General features: G+C 58.6%; 15 protein-coding genes and 3 pseudogenes. 12 read left to right on the forward strand and 6 right to left on the reverse strand.

Annotated features, from left to right (window positions below):
• Position 1 precedes the first annotated feature (1 nt).
• The 5 genes and pseudogenes from C5L12_RS12125 to C5L12_RS12145 form a co-directional block, all read left to right on the forward strand.
• Positions 2-1,054 carry a FecCD family ABC transporter permease gene (locus C5L12_RS12125; protein WP_105372306.1) on the forward strand — a complete coding sequence of 351 codons (1,053 nt, stop codon included), beginning with the start codon at positions 2-4 and terminating at the stop codon, positions 1,052-1,054.
• Positions 1,051-1,809 carry an ABC transporter ATP-binding protein gene (locus C5L12_RS12130; RefSeq protein ID WP_105372307.1) on the forward strand — a complete coding sequence of 253 codons (759 nt, stop codon included), beginning with the start codon at positions 1,051-1,053 and terminating at the stop codon, positions 1,807-1,809. Before C5L12_RS12125 ends, C5L12_RS12130 begins: the two co-directional genes overlap by 4 nt.
• On the forward strand, positions 1,806-3,116 hold the full coding sequence (locus C5L12_RS28585) for a hypothetical protein (RefSeq protein ID WP_105372308.1): 1,311 nt from the start codon (positions 1,806-1,808) through the stop codon (positions 3,114-3,116). The genes C5L12_RS12130 and C5L12_RS28585 overlap by 4 nt, the downstream gene beginning before the upstream one ends.
• Entirely contained in the window at positions 3,109-3,618 is a 510-nt protein-coding gene (locus C5L12_RS12140; RefSeq protein ID WP_105372309.1) for a hypothetical protein, read from the forward strand. The genes C5L12_RS28585 and C5L12_RS12140 overlap by 8 nt, the downstream gene beginning before the upstream one ends.
• 299 nt (positions 3,619-3,917) lie before the next feature.
• Positions 3,918-4,107, forward strand: a pseudogene (locus tag C5L12_RS12145) (antibiotic biosynthesis monooxygenase family protein); the annotation flags it as partial.
• Positions 4,108-4,238: 131 nt separating this feature from the next.
• Here the strand turns inward: C5L12_RS12145 and C5L12_RS12150 are convergent.
• Both C5L12_RS12150 and C5L12_RS28135 read right to left on the reverse strand, forming a co-directional pair.
• Positions 4,239-4,571, reverse strand: a complete 333-nt coding sequence (locus C5L12_RS12150) for a hypothetical protein (RefSeq protein ID WP_134101867.1) — start codon at positions 4,569-4,571, stop codon at positions 4,239-4,241.
• Between the two features lie 15 nt (positions 4,572-4,586).
• The gene (locus tag C5L12_RS28135; protein ID WP_157949040.1) at positions 4,587-5,555 is read right to left on the reverse strand and encodes a glycosyltransferase; all 969 of its coding nucleotides are present in this window, start codon (positions 5,553-5,555) and stop codon (positions 4,587-4,589) included.
• A gap of 522 nt (positions 5,556-6,077) precedes the next feature.
• On the opposite strand from C5L12_RS28135, the gene C5L12_RS12160 reads away from it, so the two are divergent.
• From C5L12_RS12160 to C5L12_RS12170, 3 genes are all read left to right on the forward strand, one after another.
• Positions 6,078-7,226: an efflux RND transporter periplasmic adaptor subunit gene (locus C5L12_RS12160; RefSeq protein WP_157949041.1), complete on the forward strand. Its 1,149-nt coding sequence runs from the start codon at positions 6,078-6,080 to the stop codon at positions 7,224-7,226.
• A complete protein-coding gene (locus tag C5L12_RS12165) occupies positions 7,223-10,300 on the forward strand; it encodes an efflux RND transporter permease subunit (protein ID WP_105372313.1) in 3,078 nt (1,025 codons plus the stop codon). The genes C5L12_RS12160 and C5L12_RS12165 overlap by 4 nt, the downstream gene beginning before the upstream one ends.
• A gap of 214 nt (positions 10,301-10,514) precedes the next feature.
• A complete protein-coding gene (locus C5L12_RS12170) occupies positions 10,515-11,237 on the forward strand; it encodes a response regulator transcription factor (protein ID WP_105372314.1) in 723 nt (240 codons plus the stop codon).
• A 107-nt stretch (positions 11,238-11,344) separates the two neighbouring features.
• Here C5L12_RS12170 and C5L12_RS12175 read toward each other — a convergent pair whose 3' ends face one another.
• On the reverse strand, positions 11,345-12,670 hold the full coding sequence (locus tag C5L12_RS12175) for an ATP-binding protein (RefSeq protein ID WP_105372315.1): 1,326 nt from the start codon (positions 12,668-12,670) through the stop codon (positions 11,345-11,347).
• Between the two features lie 370 nt (positions 12,671-13,040).
• On the opposite strand from C5L12_RS12175, the gene C5L12_RS12180 reads away from it, so the two are divergent.
• Both C5L12_RS12180 and malQ read left to right on the forward strand, forming a co-directional pair.
• Positions 13,041-13,838: a MipA/OmpV family protein gene (locus C5L12_RS12180; protein WP_245422873.1), complete on the forward strand. Its 798-nt coding sequence runs from the start codon at positions 13,041-13,043 to the stop codon at positions 13,836-13,838.
• Between the two features lie 118 nt (positions 13,839-13,956).
• On the forward strand, positions 13,957-15,873 hold the full coding sequence (gene malQ / locus C5L12_RS12185; RefSeq protein WP_105372317.1) for a 4-alpha-glucanotransferase: 1,917 nt from the start codon (positions 13,957-13,959) through the stop codon (positions 15,871-15,873).
• 63 nt (positions 15,874-15,936) lie between these two features.
• On the opposite strand, the pseudogene C5L12_RS12190 reads toward malQ, so the two are convergent.
• The 3 genes and pseudogenes from C5L12_RS12190 to C5L12_RS12200 all read right to left on the reverse strand — a co-directional run.
• Positions 15,937-16,257, reverse strand: a pseudogene (locus C5L12_RS12190) (hypothetical protein); the annotation flags it as partial.
• A 54-nt stretch (positions 16,258-16,311) separates the two neighbouring features.
• Positions 16,312-16,639, reverse strand: a pseudogene (locus C5L12_RS12195) (IS110 family RNA-guided transposase); the annotation flags it as partial.
• Positions 16,640-16,767: 128 nt separating this feature from the next.
• Positions 16,768-17,250 (reverse strand): Hsp20 family protein, encoded by a 483-nt coding sequence (locus tag C5L12_RS12200; protein WP_105372318.1) that lies wholly within the window; start codon positions 17,248-17,250, stop codon positions 16,768-16,770.
• A 435-nt stretch (positions 17,251-17,685) separates the two neighbouring features.
• Between C5L12_RS12200 and C5L12_RS12205 the strand changes: the two genes are divergently transcribed.
• Together C5L12_RS12205 and C5L12_RS12210 are read left to right on the forward strand one after the other, a co-directional pair.
• Entirely contained in the window at positions 17,686-18,045 is a 360-nt protein-coding gene (locus C5L12_RS12205) for a response regulator (protein WP_105372319.1), read from the forward strand.
• 88 nt (positions 18,046-18,133) lie between these two features.
• Positions 18,134-19,210, forward strand: coding sequence for a sensor histidine kinase (locus C5L12_RS12210; protein ID WP_105372320.1), 1,077 nt, complete (start codon positions 18,134-18,136; stop codon positions 19,208-19,210).
• The last annotated feature ends 168 nt before the right edge of the window (positions 19,211-19,378 follow it).

The following is a 19,378-nucleotide window of genomic DNA, read 5'->3' on the forward strand; positions in this document are numbered from 1 at the left end:
GATGGCGATGGCGGCGACGGAGAGCGGGCGCCAAAGCCTGATCGGTTTGCGGATCGGTGCGTTCGGGCTTATGGTGCTGGCGCTGATTGCCGCCATGCTGTTTTCGATCGGCGCCGGACGCTTTTCCGTCGACGTGCCGCGGATCGGCGAGATCCTGCTGGCGGCGATCCTCAACCCGGATGCCGCGCCGACCCAGATGGACGAGCGCATCGTGCTGCTCGTGCGCCTGCCGCGCGTGCTTCTGGCGGCGCTGTCAGGCGCGGCGCTCGCCGTCGGTGGCGCGGCCCTGCAGGGCGTGTTCCGCAATCCGCTGGTCTCGCCGCAGGTGCTCGGCATCAGCCAGGGGGCCGCTTTTGGCGGAGCGCTCGCCATCCTGTTTGGCTATTCCGGTGTCGTGCTGCTCGGCATGGCCTTCCTGCTCGGCCTGTCGGCGCTGGTGCTGGTCGGGCTTCTTGCCCGTATCAACGGTCGCACCGAGGTGATCACGGTCATCCTCGCCGGCATGATCGTCGGGGCGCTGTTCGCGGCGTTGGTGTCCGTCGTGCAGTTCGTCGCCGATCCCAATACCTCGCTGCCGGCCATCGTCTACTGGCTGATGGGTTCGTTCTCGACCGCTACCTGGCCGCGCCTGTGGCTCGCCGTGCCGGGCATGGGGCTTGGTCTCATCGCCGTCTGGCTGTTGCGCTATCGGCTCAACCTTTTGGCGCTGGAGGAGCAAGAAGCCCGGTCGCTCGGCGTCAATCCGGACCGCGAGCGCTGGTACATCTTCACCGCCATTTCGCTGATGACCGGAACCTCGGTAGCGGTCGCCGGCATCATCGGCTGGATCGGGCTCGTCGTGCCGCATGCCGCGCGTATCCTCGTCGGCGAGGACCACCGCGCGCTGATCCCGGCATCGGCACTGCTGGGCGCGGCCTACTTGACACTGATCGACACCATGGCGCGCACTCTGACGGCGGCGGAGATCCCGCTTGGCGTGCTGACCGCGCTGGTCGGCGCGCCGGTGTTCGGCTATCTGCTGCGCCGCCATTTCAAGGAGACGAACCGGACATGATCGGCCTTGAAGACGCCTCCGTCTCGTTTGGCGCCCGCACGCTGTTTTCCGGCATCAGCTTCACCGTGCCGGTCGGCCGGTCGATGGCGGTGCTCGGCCCCAATGGCCGCGGCAAGACGACGCTTTTGCGCGCCCTGCTCGGCTTCCAGCCGCTGGTGAAGGGTCGCCGCAGCGCTCCGAAAATCGCTGGCTACGTGCCGCAGCACGGCGCCTCGCAGGCCAAGCTTTCCGGCCTCGATGTCGTGATCATGGGCCGGGCGGCGCGGCTTGGCCTGTTCGGCCAGCCCTCGGCCGACGACCGCGCGGCGGCCGAGGAGGCGCTGGCCGAGGTCGGCGCCTGCCATCTGACCGAGCTTCGCTACGACCGCATGTCCGGCGGCCAGCGACAGATGGTGCTGATCGCCCGGGCCATCGCCACCGGATCGCCGGCGCTGGTCTTCGACGAGCCGACCTCGGCACTCGATCTCGGCAACCAGTCGCGCACGCTGGAACTCCTGAACATGCTGAGACTTCGCCGCAACAAGGCGATCCTGTTCACCACCCACGATCCCAACCATGCGCTGGCGGCGGCCGACGACGTGCTGTTGATGATGCCGGAAGGGCGTGAGATGCACGGCACCGTCGCCGAGATGCTCGAGCCCGACAAACTGTCGGAACTTTACGGCGTGGCGATGCGATGGGTGGACGTCCCCGGACCGACGGGCGAGACGCGCCGGGCAATCCTGCCGGCCTTCGCCGGGATAGAGGCAGCATGACCACGATCTACCTGAAATCAGCGTATGAGGCCCCGTCCGAGGCGGTGAAGGCGGCCGCGGCCGAGGGTCTGGTGACGATCGTCGAGCAGCCGGCGCTGAACGCCGACATGCTTCTGGCCCACAAGGGCCTGATCACCGGCAACCAGCTCGACCAGAACGCCATGGCCCTGATGCGCGAGGCGCTCGCCGCCTTCCTCGACGCCGGCGGACGCTGGTTCTTCAATGGCCACATGGTGCGGCCGCTGGTCGAGGGTATGAGCCAGTACCGGCCGATCGAGGCGCCGAAGCGCGCCGATTTCGACCTTTCCCCGGTCAATGCCCATCCGCTGTTTTCCGGCATCGAGCTTTCCAAGCTCGAGACCAACAAGGGCGTGGCGGGCTTTTACGGCCGGGGTTGCAATCCGCTACCCGAAGGTGCCGTGGCGGTCAACGGTCTGGGACCGGCGCGGGTGCCGGTCGACTGGGTCTGGGCGCGGCCGAAAGGCGGGCGGATCTTTTCCCATGCCGGCAATGACCTCGGCTCGAGGGGGCTGGAATGGAACCTGTCGGGCGAACTGACACGGCGCATGATCGACTGGACGCTTGGCGGACCCTGCCTCGACCCATGGCCTTCAGCGCCTGCGTTACCGGCCGCCGAGCTGCCGCTTGCCGCGCCCGAAACCTATGGCGGCATGCGCATGTCGAGCCGGACGGGACGGCGCGTCGTCGCGCTATCCTGCGGCACCTATTACAATATCCGCAGCCTGGAAGGACCGCGCTACACGGAGGTATTCGACGTGATCTGCGCGCCCGAAGAGCTCGCCGACATCCTGCGCCCCGACGATATTCTCTGGGTTCCATGCCGTACGCCGGCGCAGCGCATGATCGCCCAGAAGGACGTGATCGCTCGCCATCTCACGGCCGGAGGCACGGTGGTGGCGCTCGGCGAGAGCCGGTCGGATCTCTGGCTGCCGCATGTCGACTTCACCGGTACGCCGACGAACTGGTGGTGGTGGCTCGATCCGGCCGCCAATCTCGGCGTGCGCGTCACCGAGGCCGCTGCCAGCCATCCGCTGATGGCGGGTATCGGCGACAACGAAGCAACCTGGCATCTGCATGGTTGGTTCACGCCGCCGGACGACGCCACCGTTCTCGCTCGCGATGGCGAAGACCGGGCGATCCTTTACGAGGACAAGGTCACGACATCGGGAACAATGATCCTCTCCTCACTCGATCCGATGTTCCATCACGGTTCGCATTTCATGCCGGCGACGACACGCTTCCTCGACCGGCTCGTCCCCAATCTGAGGGCCTATGCCCATGTCTAACGAGATCACCGTCCTCGACAACGGACACCCGATAAGCTTCACCTTTGACAGCATCAACGCCTATCACGGCGGCGGCTTTCCCGGCGGCGTCGCGCATGCGCTGAAGGCCATGCAAGCGGCGTTTCCGCTATTGTCCGACACGCCGCTGGAGCGGCGCGAGGTGCTGATTGTGACCGCTTTTTCCGGTCCCGGCGGCCGCGACGCGCTGGAAATGGTGACCCGGGCGCTGACCGAGGGGCGGCTGACCATCGACAAATCGATCGGCGGCAAGGACATTATTTCAGATCCTCCCGGTCCCTATGTGTTTCGCTTCAGCTATCGCGGGCGGACCGCCGAAGCCGTGATCAAGCCCGGACATGTGAAGGAAGAGTTCGTCACGCTGGGCGCCAAGAGGGACAAGACGCCCGACGAGATCGCCCGCCACGAGGAGCTGAAGGCGGAGATGGCTTATCGCCTGCTGCCTATCCCTGCACACGAGGTGTATGGCGTAAGGACCGTTTGATCCAGATCTGACCGAGAAATCCAACATATCGCGCGTGAATGGCTGCGGTCAGAGTTCTTAGCCGGTCCTGAATGCTGCTCTCATTAGCCTTGAGCAGCGGACTTTCAGTCAGAGCCTCGTCAGGCGGTTAGCAAGGAAAGGCGCCCTTCGAGTTAGAAGCCCGCAAGACGATCATGGGTTTAACTGATCATCGTGGCGCAAGCTGAATGCCAAATCGTCGCTCCCGCAAAGGCGCGAGGGATCTTTTCCGGACATTCCGTAACCATGCGGGTGTCGCCCTAACGAACAAAGAGACCGGAATGGCTGACCTCACCAACGTGGCCTACTTCACGGCGAAGCCGGGCCGCTCGCGATGAACTGCTTCGGCTCGTCTCTCCCTCCCGCAAGGAGGAAGGCTGCCTACGCTACGAGACCCACCAGTCCAATGACGTTCCCGACGCGTGGATGATGCTCGAAGACTGGCGGCACGCCTCGGATTTCAAACTGAATAAGAGCGCTACTCGCAAGGGCCTCGTGGGAGGAACGCAGTTCCCAACCTAGCAATGGCTTGGGATGGCGGGGGTTATAGCTACCGGCGATCGACTTTGGCCTTCGTCTTGTTTCAAGGAAGAAAAGCCGCCTCAAACCGCCGCTCCTGTATAGAAGCGGATACGGTTGATGAAATCATCCATATGAAAATAGGTTCTGGGCTCCCCTGATTGGTGTCGGTGAATGAAGACCTCGTAGTTGATGATAGGATGATGGCCTCCGGCCCTGACTTCGCGGACATGTCTCGTTCCGGTCACGACGACATCATAATGATCCTGTCTGAGCGACGTTAAAAATTCTTCATGATCTGCAACCGCCGCGGCCAAATAACCTTGGGACGCAAGGCTCTCCAGGAGTTTGCCCGCGATATCGCGATGAGGAACGTAAAGGAGAATGCGGTGTACGGCATGAAGTAATTTGGTCACGGCAAAAGGACCTACTTATTTGGAAACGGAGAAGAATCGGTTGTTCGTTGAACAATCGCATCCGCAAGCGCAGGCCATGATAGGAGCTTGCTGGCCTTCCTCTGATTCACGATTCCCGTGTGATCTAGGACGTGGAGAGGACGCGGGAGCCTTCTCTGAAACAAGCTGTGGTCCTCCTTTATTTATAGCGTGCAACGACGTGAGCATGGCATCACCTTGATCGAAATACTGTCTGATCCATGGAACCGGACCGATACCAAAGCGTCGCTTTGAGCCCCAGCGCTCACCCTCTCTCACCATTGTTTCCCACGGCCGAGGTCTGCCATGAAAGACGATAATCCTGGCCTTGCTTGGCTGCCGGACCTTCGGGAAGAGCAAATTGAGCGGGAAATATTTCGTGCAGCTTCTTTTGAAGCTCACGCAGAAGCCGGCTGGCCAGTAGCTTCTCCGTCTCACCGTTTGTGTGAGGTAGGTCTGGTCGTTTTTGAATGACTTGATGCGTTCGGCAGTATGGGCGGCGAAGTCGCTAAATATGGCTTCGGCCGTTGAAGGGCAAAATCCAAAAACCGAAGATTGTGCTCCGCGATCTGGTCTGAGCCACATGGGAAGCAGGTTCCAAAGATCCGGATTCCACTCCCGCTGAATGACGAGGTGCCGGCGTTCTCGGACAATGGCAAGGAAGGGAGCGAGAGAGCGTTGGATGATGACGTCAAGGTCAAGGAACAGCACCGCCTCTGCCGACGGGAAAAGATCTGGCGAAAATACTCCGATTTTTGGCCAACATCCCTTCCTCCAAGCACCCTCTGGAAGAGCAAGTTCAGGTATGGGCCGCACCGCGATGCCCGACGCAAGACCAAACCCGTCGTCGGTCAGGCAGACAAATTCGAATGGCTCCTCCATGTGCCGTAAGACACCGGCATAGAGTGCATTTACGTGCATGGCCGTGAATCCGGCGCCCCATTTCATGCATACGATCGTGATCAAGGTGTGCGACTCCCGTTAAGTGAGGAGTTCGGCTTAGGCGGGAATTGGCGAGGTTGGTGCTGCTATTTGTTGCGATCGGTTTCGGTAGATTTCCAATAATTTCAAATCGGTTCGACCTGGCGGTCATGAATAGCTGCAGCGCTCTCAGGGCGCTCTACCGGATAGGTCGCCCTTTCCTATTATGAGAGGCACCACTGACGACGGCGTCGACAGATCGCAGGAACGCCCTGGCTTTCCGCACGGAACCGTCTCGTGCGCCTAACCCTGCGATAGCCACCAGGAACTGTCGAACGAGCGTGGGTTGTTGAAGCGCAACAAATCTTAACGCGATAAAACGTTGCGATCCTCCAATGTCACTAGGGTGCGGCCCGAATTGCCGGATGTCTTTTATGGCCAAGGCATCAGAAGAGAGGTCGCTTCATGACTATAAAAGTGTGGTTGAGCAGGTTCTGCTCTCTCTGGCTGCCCGGCAAAGGGGCCATGGTTCTCGCGTTTGGGTTTGCTGTCCTTGGATCAGCTGCATTGGCACGGGACAAAGCGCCTGTCACAGTCGCTTTTGCCAAACAGGGCGATATTGTCGAGCGAATATCGGTCGTGGGGTCCCTCGCGGCTCGCGAGGAGGTTATGGTCCAGCCCCTGGTTGCGGGCCGGGAAATACAGCAGATCCTGGCGGAAGTCGGCCAGACGGTCGAACAGGGTCAACCGCTCGCCGTGTTTGACCAAGCTGATGCAATGCTCGCGCTTGACAAAAATGCGGTAGGGGCCTTGCGCGCCAGAGCCGCCGTGGCTGTCGAGAGCGGCAAGATTGAGGTTGCACTTGTTGCCGAGCGGGAGGCTCGAAAGCAGCTGGACCGGAGCCTGACGCTGCAACCGAAGGGAATTATCGCTGATCAGGTTCTGGATGAACGTCAAAACGCTTACGACCGGGCCCTTGTGGAGACGGCACTTGCGCGACAGTCACTGGCGCTAGCGCGCGCCGAGGAGCAGTTGATCGCGCAGGAACGAAGGGAGATCGAGCTGACGATCAGCAGGAGCACCGTGCGCGCGCCAGAATCGGGTCTCGTTCTGGAGCGGAACGCCCGAGTTGGTATTATGACTTCGGATTCGGGAACCCCGCTGTTTCGCCTTGCCAAGGACGGCAAGATCGAGTTCGTAGCGGAAGTCACGGAAACGAATTTTGTCCGGCTGAGCAAGGGCATGCGCGCGAAAGTAACCGTGCCTGGTCGCGACGAACCGCTTGGTGGCACGCTGCGATTGAATGCGGCTCAAATAGAACCCAAAACGCGAAGCGGCACGGTTCGGATCGAGCTCGATGGAAGCGAAGGCCTTATTCCGGGTGTATTTGCACGCGCTGTCATCGATACTTCGACGAGGACGAATGTTTTCCTGCCGGCGACGGCCGTCAGAAGCACGCGCCGTTCCCACAGTGTCTATGTCGTAAAGGACGATGTCGTTGAAACACGGGCCGTCCAGATTGGCCTGCGGCAGGGCAACTTCGTCGAGATCATCGAGGGTGTCGAGGACGGCGAAATGGTCGTGCTGAAGGCAGGCGGCTTCCTGAGGGATCAGGATCGAGTGACGCCCGTTGTCGTGTCAGAGGAAGACAGCCTGCGGTCGGAGCCTCCCCAGACGGCCGCGTTCGACCGTTCCGAAGGGACGGTGCGCCAATGAACCCGAACGTCTCGGCCTGGGCAATCCGCAATCCGCTGCCATCGGTTCTGCTTTTCGTCATCCTGATGGTGGCGGGACTCTACAGCTTCTCCCGATTGCCGGTTACCTATTTCCCCGCGGTCATAACTCCGCTGGTCAAGGTCACGATCGAGCAATCCGGAGCGAGGCCGAGCGAACTCGAGATTGAAGTGACGCGGCTGGTAGAAAACGCCGTCGCGCCGCTGACCGGTATCAAAAAAATCACCTCGACCATTGGTCAGGGTCGATCGGTGACCAATGTGGAGTTCGAATTGGGCATGGTTTCGCCTGACCGGGCGGTTGTGGACGTACGAGATGCAGTGGCAAAAATTCGTTCCGACTTGCCTGCGGCCATCGATGAGCCTGTTGTCGAGCGGGTTGAGGAAGAAGCGCGATCGGTCGTGACATACGCAGTGTCGAGTGCAAATAGGACGGTCGCCGATCTTTCCTGGTATATAGACGATGTGGTTGCGGGCAACCTGCAGGGCTTGCCAGGTGTCGGACGGATCGAGCGTGTCGGCGGGGCTGATCGGGAAATTCGCGTCGAACTCGATCCCGGCCGGCTGCAGGCGCTTTCCCTCTCTGCAAGCGTCGTCAATGAGAGTCTCTCGCAAGGCCAGATTGAGAACTCCGGCGGGAGGAGCTCTCTCGGCGGTCGCGAGCAGGCCCTGACGACGGTTGCGGCGGCAAACACCGTTACAGAACTTGCCGATCACCGCATTGCGCTTTCTCCCCACGCCTCTGTCCGGCTGGGAGACCTCGCAAGGGTCGAGGACGGTATGGCGGAAGCGCGTACATTCGCCACGCTCGGGGGAGGCGACGTCGTGGGTTTTTCGGTTTATCCGTCGCAAGGCGCAAGCGAAATATCAGTTGCGGACCTGGTCTCGAAAGCGCTGGTGGAGATGGGCGCTCGCGACAGCGACGTGCGCTTCAGCCTCGTCGACGACAACTTCACCTATACGGCAGGCAATTTTACCTCGACCATGAGCACATTGGTGGAGGGTGCCGCGCTTGCTGTTATCGTCGTTTTTCTGTTCCTGCGCGATTGGCGGGCGACGATTGTCGCCGCGGTAGCGCTTCCGCTCTCCATCATTCCCACTTTCTTTGTTATCGATCTTCTCGGCTTTTCCCTCAACATCCTGAGCCTGCTGGCGATCACGCTGGTCACCGGCATACTCGTTGACGACGCGATCGTTGAAATAGAAAATGTCGTGCGCCATCGCGGCATGGGCAAGTCCGCCTATCGTGCGTCCCTCGACGCGTCCGACGAAATCGGGCTTGCCGTCATTGCCATTTCCGCCACCATCATCGCCGTGTTTGCACCGGTGGGTTTCATGAAAGGCGAGGTGGGTCTGTATTTCCGCCAATTCGGCCTGACGGTAGCGATCGCCGTGTTCTTCTCGCTGCTGGTTGCGCGGCTGATTACCCCTGTCCTGGCAGCGTATGTCATGACCGGAACACCTCCGGTGGAGCATAAGAAGAGGACTTTCATTCTGGCATACCAGGACTTGCTGCGGGTGAGCCTGCACTTGCGGTGGGTGACTGTTGGTCTGGCTGTAGGCTCCTTCGCCCTCGCAATGCTCACCTTTTCGTCGCTGCCGACCGGTTTCCTGCCGGAGGAGGATACCGGACGCCTCACCCTCTCGGCCGAACTGCCGCCCGGTTCCACCCTTGATGAGACACGCGCGGTATCGGACGAAATTGCTAACCGCGTCAGTAAGTTTCCCGGAGTAGAAGGAGTCTTTGCCCGTGCCGGTGCAAGCATCACGGGGTTGGAGGATGTTCGCTTTGCGGTCATTCTCATCGATCTTGTCCACAAGACCAAGCGGGATCACTCCTCGTTTGCGCTGGAAGCCGAGATCGAAGAAAGGCTGGCCTCCATCCCCGATGTGAAGCTGAGGTTTCTCAACGAGCGTGGTGGCCGTGATCTGTCCTTTGCGCTGCTGGGAACCGATGCGGCCTTGGCGACCGCCGATGCCATCGTGGCGGAACTGGCAGCCGATCCGGCGTTTGTCGCTCCAGCCATCGATAATGGCGTCATGCGTCCGGAGCTCAGGATCCAGGTCCAAACGGACAAGGCCGCCACGCTCGGCGTTTCGCCGGATGCGATTGCCCAGACCATCCGCTTGTCCACCGTCGGCGATGTCGACAGCCAGTTGCCAAGCTTCACCGATGGCGCGCGGCAAATCCCCATTCGCGTGGTTCTTGACCCTAACGGCCGTGACGATCTCTCGACGCTCGAAATGCTAACCATCGCCGCCGTCGATGGCACTCGTATCCCGCTGTCGTCCGTGGCCGACATCAGCTTCGACGAGACGATCTCAGCCATCGAGCGGCTCGATCGTGAGCGTCGGATCGAGATCGGCGTGGATATGGCGGATGGGCTGACATCCGGACAGGGGATGGAGCGCCTGCTCCAACTCCCAAGTGTGAAAAACCTGCCGGAAGGCGTCCGCCTTCAGGCAACGGGAGACTCCGACACGGAAAGCACTGTTTTCGAGAGCTTTGCGGTGGCGATGGGATCGGGCATCATGCTCGTTCTTGTCGTGCTGATACTTTTGTTCGGCAGCGTTCTGGCGCCATGGACGATCCTGGCGTCTCTTCCTCTGTCGATTGGCGGTGTCGTCGCGGGGCTGTGGTTGAGCGGCAGCGCCATATCGCTGCCGGTTGTCATCGGAATGCTGATGCTGATGGGTATCGTCACGAAGAACGCCATCATGCTCCTCGATTTCGCCATCGAGCGGGAGGCGCACGGCCTTTCGCGGGTCGATGCGATCATCGAGGCCTGTGCCGAGCGCGTTCGCCCCATCGTCATGACGACCCTCGCCATGACCGGCGGCATGATCCCTTCGGCTCTTGGCGTGGGTGATGGAGGCGAATTTCGGGCGCCAATGGCTATTGCAGTTATCGGCGGGCTGTTGGTCTCAACACTCCTCTCGCTGATCGTAATCCCCTCGCTTCATCTCATCGTTTCCGATTTCGGTGATCGGATCGCCAGGATCTTCAAGCCATACCTCCAGTCGGCTGAGACTGAGCGTATCCGATCACCGCTATAGCGCCACTGCTGGCGAAGTGGCGCGGTCGCGGAAGGCCGAGGATCTGCTATTCGGCCTTCCGCTCCTGTAGTCCGGCGAAAAACCTCTGGCCTGAGATCCACAACCACCCATATGCTAAGAGGCATCGCTTCGTCCCGGCTGCAACAAATCTTAACAAGTCAAAATATCTGGTCTTAAAGCGGCATGCAGAATTAGCGGATTGGAGCAAGAGACCATGCAGTCAAATTTGGAAAATGCGCGGATTTTGATTGTGGAGGATGATCGCGAAATCGCGAACCTCCTCGCGCTTACCATGCAGGATAACGGTATGACACCCACCGTTGCCGAAGACGGCGGCGCGATGAAGGCGCTTCTGCGCAACAATCCTTATGATCTCATCATTCTTGACGTCATGCTGCCGGGCGAGGACGGGTTGAGCATTTGCAGGAAGGTTCGCGCCGAAAAGACAATTCCAATCATCTTGTTAACCGCACTCGGCGAGGAGGTTGACAGGATCGTAGGATTGGAGGTCGGAGCTGACGATTACGTTACGAAGCCATTCAGCCCCCGAGAGGTTGTTGCGCGGGTTCGAAGCCTATTGAGGAGAGCTTCGTATGGCTTCATCAAGAACTCTGGCCATCAAAAACTCCGGTTCGATGGTTGGCAGCTGGATCCAATGCGCCGCCAGCTTCATGATCCAAGTCATGCGCGCGTGGCGTTGACCACGACAGAGCTGGATCTTTTGTTGGCGTTTTGCCGAAATCCCGGCCGTGTCATCACCCGCGAGGAGCTTCTGTCACTGACGCATTCCGGTCTGGCGGGTCCAATCGAGCGCAGTATCGATGTCCATATCAGCCGTCTTCGACAGAAAATCGAAGCCAACCCGAGGGAGCCGGCACTGCTTCAGACCGTAAGGCTTGGGGGATATATGTTCACCGCCAAGGTCGAGCACGTCTAACTCGTGCTCATGCTTTGGATTTCCAAGTTCTGATAACGCGACGCTTGTGTGGGTGTGTGTATGTGCACGAGCGAGGTCCTGCCCCCTTCGCCACAAGTCACAGACCATCACTGCGCAGGCAATATGAGTCTGACGACAAAACCGTTTGGCCGGCGGTCGAGGAATTCCAGCGCTCCCCCGTGGGCTTGAACGATTTCCGCGACGATCGACAGCCCTAGCCCAAATCCGGAATTCGCATCGTTCCGTGCGCTATCAATCTTAAAGAAGGGTTCCAGAACGCGCTGCCGTAATGTTTCGGGAATACCCGGGCCATCGTCTATGACGTCAATGGCTATCGTTTCGCTACCGGCATATAGATCGACAACGACCTGGCTCGCGAACTTGGTGGCGTTATCGCAGAGATTGGTGACAGCGCGGGTGATGGCGAGCGGCCTGCAGTTGACTATCAGCCTGTTCGGCCCCCTATAGGAGATGTCGAAGCCTGTATCGGCGAATTCGCTGCAGATTGTCTGCACAGTGCTGGCAATGTCTATCCGCTCGACATGCTCCTTGCGGTAGCTGTCACGCAGATAGTCGAGACTTTCACCCAACAACCGGTCGATATGATTTATATCTGACAATAGGGCCTCCCGGAGCGGATCTGCCGGCAAACGTTCGGCCTTTAGCCGGAGCCTCGTCAGAGGGGTGCGAAGATCGTGACTGATGCCCCGCAACATGCGAGTCCGCGATTCCACCATGATCGCGATCCGTTTTCGCATGCTGTTCAGAGCCTTGGCGAGGGCCACGAGTTCAGCGCTGCCGCGTTCCTCGAACACTTCTCCGTCATCTGAAATGTCCGCATTCATCGCTGCCACGGATATGCGCCGCAACGGCAGCATAATTGCCCAAACGGCAAAAGCAGAGAAAAGAAGAATGAGGGTAATCAGGGCGACCAGGATATAGGAGCCGCGCCCCACGAAGTCACTCGTCAGAAAAGGGTCGGATGAGACAGGTGTGAACAACATCGTTGTATCGTCCACTCGCATTGCAACAATGCGGTCCCCGTTTAGAAAGGTTCTCCATCCGCCTAATGGTGAAATTGCATTGTCGGGAGGGAACAGCCATTCGATGACCGGAGCCCAGAAAGTCCATTCCGGGGACCACGTTGTAAACTTTTCACTCAAGGACAAAGGCTGCAGCGTGAAATCCCAACCCGCGCGCCGGGCCGCGTCGAGGATGACCTGCCTCTCACCTGGCGCGGCTACCGCCAAAAGGCCGCTCACGGCCTGGACGTGTTCGGCTATCTCTTCGATATCCAACATCTTGTAATCGTCCCGGACCCAGCGCTCGAGCAAAGGCCCTGCCAGTACGATGATTATCAACAGGGCGAGTATGGCAAGAGCGGTGATCTGCCCTTGGATAGTCCTCAGGCCCGGTGGGACACGCACTCTCATGATCTTCCGTTCTCAAATCAGGCTGTCTCCATGTAACATGAACCAAGAAATGCCTGGCCATATATGATGTTACATTTTGTTGCGGCCGGATTGCTATCCCATAGCCAAAGCGCCTGCTTGAAAACAAGAAGCACCGACACGTTAAGAGCGTCACAGGCTGGCTATGAGTCCTGCCGCAGGGTGGAAGTCGTTCGCGAGCCTGACCGTAACATACCTTAACACAATGACATGTTCGAAGGGTGCCCGATCTGGAAAGAGGAATCCGCATGTCGTCGCGACAGATCCGGCGGCAAAGTAACTCGTTGGAGCCCTCATGTTTTTCACAAAGCCAGACAGCAGGCGTGTTTCCTTATGGGCTCTTGGGGCCACAATGGGCGTTGTCGGAATTGCGCCGGGCGTGCTTGCCGCCGACGCTGCGGCCGAAGAGCAGATACCTGTCCCCCAGGAGGAATTTGATCAAAGGAGGTTCGATCAGAAGCTTCCTGAGCGGCAGTGGAGCCTGATTGTCGGCGGTGGCGCTCAATACGAGCCGGAATATGAGGGTAGCGGTGACTTGAAGATCAGCCCCATCCCCTTGGTCCTTTTCACGTATGACGACTGGTTGGAGATTGATCCTTCAGGCGCCGCCGTCACGCCCTTTCGCTACGGCGGCTTCTCGCTCTCGGGAAAGATTGGCTATGAATCAGGCAGGGACGACGGTGATGATGATCGGCTTCGAGGCCTGGGCGACATCGATTTCGCGGCAACAGTCGGTGTCAAAGCGGCATATGAACTAGGTCCCGTTGAATTCTACGCCGAGATGGAGCAAACGATCGAGGGCAGCGAGAGCCTTATCGGTACGTTCGGCATCGGCTATTCCCAGCCTGTGACGGAAAAACTCATTCTCGGCGCCAAGGCCGAGGCGATTGTCGCCAACGATAAACACATGGAAGCCTATTTTGGTGTGAATGCCGCCCAGTCGGCAGCCTCCGGCTTGCCCGAATACAAGGCAAAAGCGGGCCTGAAACGCGTCGATGTTTCCGCTTCGGCCACCTATCTTCTCGATGAGCATTGGCTTGTGCGGGGGCAGGCCGAACTCGGGATATTGACCGGAGACGCGGCTGACAGCCCAATCGTGGAGAAGCCATTGCAGCCCTCCGTTTCTCTTTTTGTGGGATACAAATTCTGATGCTTCTTGAGGTCGCGACAAGCTAACGGACCGCATCATCATTTATGAAGATCGGGAACCTTGGGAGGAGAAGCCTGTTTGCTTCGCCACATACGCGTGGGCAGCAAGGACCATCTGGATGATAAATCCACCAGACGAAAACGAGATCGCGATTGATGAGCTGGCTGAGGCGCTCGGAATGCAGGCCAGCTATAAGGATCTTCAGGGTGTCGTGCAGGAGGTTCCGCGCACAACGAGGCTTCGGCTCCTGCAAGCGTTGGGATTTTTAGATCGGAGCTCGCTTGAATCAGTTGGAAAAAGACCACCGCCTCGCCTGGAAGTTCCGGAAGGCGCGAGATGCTATATTCCGAAGCTGCTTCAGGAGAATGGTGTCTGGGGGATTTCTGTCCAGCTTTATGAACTTCGGTCTTCCCGCAATCACGGAATAGGCGACTTTGAGGATCTGAAGAACTTTTGTCAGATCGCTGCAATGTCCGGCGCAGACTTCATAGGGCTCAACCCGCTCCATGCGCTCTTTTTGTCAGATCCAAGTCGCTGCAGCCCTTATTCACCGTCCAACCGCCTGTTTTTTAACCCTCTCTACATAGCCGTCGACCGCGTTCCGGGGTTTTCCGAGGATATGGTCGACCAAAAAATGATTGCAAAACTGAGATATTCTGAAACCGTGGACTATGTGGGGGTGACACATGTCAAGCTCGCGACGCTCAAGATCCTTTGGCAACGCTGGAAATCGGGTGATCGGCAAAGTCCCCGCTTCAGCAGCGCCGCTTTTGAACATTTCAAAGCCACTGGCGGCAGTGACCTTTATGGACATTGCCTGTTCGAAGCCATTTCAGGGCAGATGACGGCGCAAGGTCACGGCAGCGGCTGGTTGAACTGGCCTCCATCGTTCCGTAACCCCCGAAGCTCAGAGGTCCAGGATTTTGCTGCGGCAAACGAGGATCAGGTCGATTTTCACGCATGGCTTCAGTGGCTGACGACCCTGCAGATCGAAGAAGTCGCAGCCGATGCCAGGGCTGCCGGCCTCAGCATCGGTCTCTATTTCGACTTCGCCGTGGGTGAAGTCCCGGACGGATCCTCGACCTGGTCGAGGCCGGACCTGGTTCTTCGAGGAGTGCATATTGGCGCGCCCCCCGATGCTTTTAGCTCCGCTGGGCAAGACTGGGGCCTGGTGCCATTATCGCCTGCGCCGTTGATGGACCGGGCTACATCCCCCTACAAGAAACTGATTGGCGCCTCGATGGCATATGCAGGAGCACTGCGGCTCGACCATGCTATGGGCCTGTGGCAGCTCTTTCTTATCCCCGAGGGAGAAAGGCCAGCTGTCGGAGCCTATTTGCGCTACCCGTTTCCGCAGATGATCCAAAGCCTCGCGGAAATCTCCCAAGCTAAAAAGACGATCATCGTCGGGGAAGATCTCGGAAATGTACCGGAAGGGTTTCGGCCTGCAATCGAGGACGCGGGTGTATTGGGTTACCGGGTTCTCTATTTCGAGGATGCCGATGATGAGGGCTTCGCGCCGAAAACTCTTCCCCGGTATTCGCTTGCTTGTCTCTCGACCCACGATCTTCCACCGCTGGTCGGCTGGTGGCGCTGTGACGATATCTCCTTAGAGCTAAACCTCGGGCGCATCGATCACGAGGCCGCCGCTCACTTGCGTTCCGAGCGGCAGAAGCGGAAACGGGCGCTGCTTCAGGGATTGGTGCAGACCGGTCTTCTACCGCCCGACATGGCTATCACCGCTGAAGGTGGCGCGATCGTCCCAGACGTCGCGATCGGTCTACACCGCTTACTGGCGAGGGCATCAAGCATGTTGGTGACGGTGCGCCTATCCGACTTGCTGGGAGAAAGTCTTGCCACAAATATCCCCGGTACTTCGAGTGAGTATCCCAATTGGCAGCTGAAGCTGAAGATCTTGATAGAGGACCTGCCGACCAATCCGCTTTACAAATCAATTACGGCGGCGCTGTCTGAAGAGCGACCCAAAAGAGACGGTCATACAACCGGTGTCTCCGGTAGAAGCGCGTTCCTGTAGCTTATGAATGCCGCTTTCTAAAATGAGCCGATGGCCGGCAAGACGGCAGTATCAGGTTTTGTAAGCAGTCGGGGAATCCGGCGCGCCCTGATGACCGCATTGCTCATCGGCCATGTCCAGGGCCTTCAGCGCTTCAATGATCTCGTAATAGGAGACCGCTTTGTCCGTGCCGGGATAAAGGCGAAGAGCGGGGATCGACTCGATTGCATAGATATCGGATGCCCAAGAAGCGAGAATGGCCCGCTTTTCTTCCTTGCCGATGTCCTTGGCGGCAAGCACCTCACGCGGGTGATTGAAGTGCCTTGACGGGTGAAGCAGATGCCCGGCGCTGATCGCTGCGGTGGCTGTGTTTTCGATCGGATATCTGACGCTTTCCTCTCTCATAAACTGCTCCATTGACTGACCTATGGAACTTGTTGGATGTTGCGGCGCCGGCCCGAGAACGACATCATCACAAATGTCGTCGAGCCAATCGTACATCACCATCCAGTGGCGGGTCGCCTCGACAACAGCGTGGCTGTTCTCGCGGTAGTGCTGGAGAAATCCATCCAGCGACTGGCGGTCGTTCTTAACCCGACCGGAGCGCAGCATCTTACCAGCACAATCCTGCACCACCAAAATGGCTGTAAGATTTGTGGTAGTCGACCCCGATATGGTATTCATAAGAGGCGGTCGTGCTTCCAATTCCCTTATTGAGATCTGCAAAACCCCAATAGGATAAGCCGAAAGGCTGGAAGTGTGACTGTCCCTCCATCATCACCTGCATCTCAGTGATCCGGTCTTTCAGTGGGTGCGGCCTCTTTCATGCCATCTCCTTTCTCTGTTTGCAGGCAGAGCTTCGCCGCAGCTGCCGAGCCACGCTCGGCAGCTGGACCATGTTCCGCTGTCGCAGGTTTAGGCTGCCGCTTTTTTGTCAGACTCGATCTGCTTGGTTTCGGCCTTCGGCAAAGCCCGATCGCTGGAAATCTCGATCCGGCGCGGCTTCATCGCTTCGGGAATCTCCCGCTTCAGATCGATGGTCAAAAGGCCATTGGCGAGACTTGCTCCGGTGACCCTGACATGGTCGGCAAGCTCGAACCGCCGCTGGAACGCGCGGCCGGTGATACCACGGTGCAGATACTGGCCCTCTTCGCTGTCCTCCTTCTGACCCGCCACGACGAGCATATTCTGCTCCTGCGTGACTGTTATCTCGTCCGGTGAGAAGCCTGCGACCGCCATGGCGATGCGATAGTCGCTTTCTCCGGTTTTGACGATGTCATAGGGCGGCCAGCTGTCGATCGACTCGACGCGGTTTGCGGCCTCGAGCGCATTGAGCATGCGATCGAAGCCAATGCTCGACCGGAACAGGGGAGAGAAATCAAAAGTGGTGGTTCTCATAGCCACATCCTCCTTTGAAGCAACATGGGTACAAGACAGCGTCTGATTCAGACGCCCTCGACGCCTGATTAACGAAGCGGCCCCGCTTTGGCAGCCGGCAGTAAATGATCTAGTAAAACAGGATCACGGTTCAAGAGGTGGCGCGTAGGGTCCGCGTCCCTGAGTGACGACTAGAGTTACCGATCCCTCGTACCATTTTAGCAGATGGAGGACGCAATGACGGGCAGTCTGTCAAGACGACCTCTTTTTTGTACACGAGAAGCACTTCGTTCAGGAACTTGGGTGTCTCGAAAATTCAATCTGCAGCGCGAGATTGTTCCTTTCGGCCTCGGGATGGGGTCGTAGGTGTTGAAGCTGATACCGGCGCCGGGCCGGTAGGAACATGTTGGGGATCCAACGAGTTTTTCGTCTGAGCAAACGAGATCGGTACAATTCATGCCGCAGACAAGCATTCTGGTCATCGAGGATGAGCCGTTGATCCGCATGGCTGTGGCAGACGACTTGCGCGATGCAGGCTTCCACACCTTGGAAGCAGCCAACGCCGAAGATGCTCTCGAAATTCTTGCTGCTGAGGCCTCGATAGCTGCGATCTTTACCGATATTGATCTGCATGGGAAGGTTGACGGTTTGAAGCTCGCTTGGACGGTCCAAGATCGATGGCCGGCTGTCAAAATCATCATCACCTCCGGCAAGCGAAGAATAGAGCGGACCGAGGCGCCGGACAGTTCGCTGTTTTTCCCGAAACCCTACACTCATCAAGCTGTCATTGAAGCGATAAGGCGCGTGATTTCGTGAAGGGCTGCATCGACCATCGACAAAATAGCTAGCCGTCCCTTTCAATGCCATGATATGGACTCTCGCGTGCTGTCAGCGCGGATGTCCAATGACAAATCCTGAAGAACCAAACCCGCCGCCACCTCCAACCGTTTCCGATCTTCCGCATCTGGCCGAAGCGCTCGATGACAATTGCTTCCGGCAATTTCTCGACCATGTCCCCTTCGCAGTCGCGGTCTCCGAACTGGGGGAGGACGAAACCCTTGTCTACGGCAATATCGAATTCGAACGTCTGACTGGCGTTTCGGCAGAACAACTGCAAGAGAAATCCTGGTCTATCCTCCCTCCGGCCCCTGCTTTGGCGGGTGGACCTGAACTCGCTGCGGCATTGCTCGAAAACGAAGAATATCTCGGGGCTTTCAGTCTGCCGGCGGGCGCGGAGAAGCGGGTCGTTGATGCCTGGTCAAATACCATTGTTGGAGACGCCGGGCAGCCTCTCTTTCGATTGCTGGCGATGTCAGAGCGCGAACGTCCGGACGAGGCGTCAGTTTTGACGGAAGCGCTTGCTGAAAAGGACGTTCTGCTGAAAGAGCTTCAGCATCGGGTCAAAAACAACCTGCAGATGATCACCGCGTTGATCCGGATGGAGGCACGTAACGCGCAACGCCTCGAGGAGACAGATCGCTTCAACAAACTGGCGGGCAGGATCGAAGCCCTGTCTATCCTCTATCGCTCGCTTTATGCCGGCAGCGAAACCGAAACTGTCGATCTCGGGACTTATGTCAGCCAGATCGCTTCATCCGTGATGGCGGCACATGCGATCGAAGGCATCCGCCTGGATATGAAAGTCGACGCTTGGCCGGTTTCGGTCAATGTCGCCATGCCCGTGGGTCTTGTGGTCAATGAGCTTATGACCAATGCCCTGAAATATGCCTTCGCCGGTCGCGACGGTGGTGAGGTCAAGGTCCGTTGCACTGTTGACGACGAAGGATGCAAGGTCATCGTGGCTGACGACGGGGTCGGGCTTTCCAACAAGGCCGATTGGCCTCGACGAGGCAAGCTCAGCGCCATGATCGTCCAGTCGGTCAAACATAACGCCAACGCCGAGATCGATGTGGAGTCCGAGCTGGGTAAGGGCATGGCGGTAACCATCGCTTTCAGGCGGCGGGACGCAGCCCAAGCCTGATTGATCCGCGTGCCATAACGGCCGGCTGAGATCAGTTCTAGGCGGCGCGGGCGCCTCTATGCGACCATTCTCGATGCAAGCCGGAGTTAGCGCTTACGCCAATGGCTCGAGCATTGCTTTCAACTGATCAGAATGCGTTATCCCAAAAAGAACCCATTGACCAAGTCT

Origin of the sequence: Neorhizobium huautlense (assembly GCF_002968575.1) — a bacterium.
GTDB classification, from domain to species: Bacteria; Pseudomonadota; Alphaproteobacteria; order Rhizobiales; family Rhizobiaceae; genus Neorhizobium; species Neorhizobium huautlense.

Bases quoted from the DNA above. Each gene is read 5' to 3' on its own strand.
- C5L12_RS12125 (WP_105372306.1), top strand. From the start codon at position 2: ATGGCGATGGCGGCGACGGAGAGCGGGCGCCAAAGCCTGATCGGTTTG.
- C5L12_RS12130 (WP_105372307.1), top strand. From the start codon at position 1,051: ATGATCGGCCTTGAAGACGCCTCCGTCTCGTTTGGCGCCCGCACGCTG.
- C5L12_RS28585 (WP_105372308.1), top strand. From the start codon at position 1,806: ATGACCACGATCTACCTGAAATCAGCGTATGAGGCCCCGTCCGAGGCG.
- C5L12_RS12140 (WP_105372309.1), top strand. From the start codon at position 3,109: ATGTCTAACGAGATCACCGTCCTCGACAACGGACACCCGATAAGCTTC.
- C5L12_RS12165 (WP_105372313.1), top strand. From the start codon at position 7,223: ATGAACCCGAACGTCTCGGCCTGGGCAATCCGCAATCCGCTGCCATCG.
- C5L12_RS12170 (WP_105372314.1), top strand. From the start codon at position 10,515: ATGCAGTCAAATTTGGAAAATGCGCGGATTTTGATTGTGGAGGATGAT.
- C5L12_RS12175 (WP_105372315.1), bottom strand. From the start codon at position 12,670: ATGAGAGTGCGTGTCCCACCGGGCCTGAGGACTATCCAAGGGCAGATC.
- C5L12_RS12180 (WP_245422873.1), top strand. From the start codon at position 13,041: ATGGGCGTTGTCGGAATTGCGCCGGGCGTGCTTGCCGCCGACGCTGCG.
- malQ (WP_105372317.1), top strand. From the start codon at position 13,957: ATGATAAATCCACCAGACGAAAACGAGATCGCGATTGATGAGCTGGCT.
- C5L12_RS12200 (WP_105372318.1), bottom strand. From the start codon at position 17,250: ATGAGAACCACCACTTTTGATTTCTCTCCCCTGTTCCGGTCGAGCATT.
- C5L12_RS12205 (WP_105372319.1), top strand. From the start codon at position 17,686: ATGCCGCAGACAAGCATTCTGGTCATCGAGGATGAGCCGTTGATCCGC.
- C5L12_RS12210 (WP_105372320.1), top strand. From the start codon at position 18,134: ATGACAAATCCTGAAGAACCAAACCCGCCGCCACCTCCAACCGTTTCC.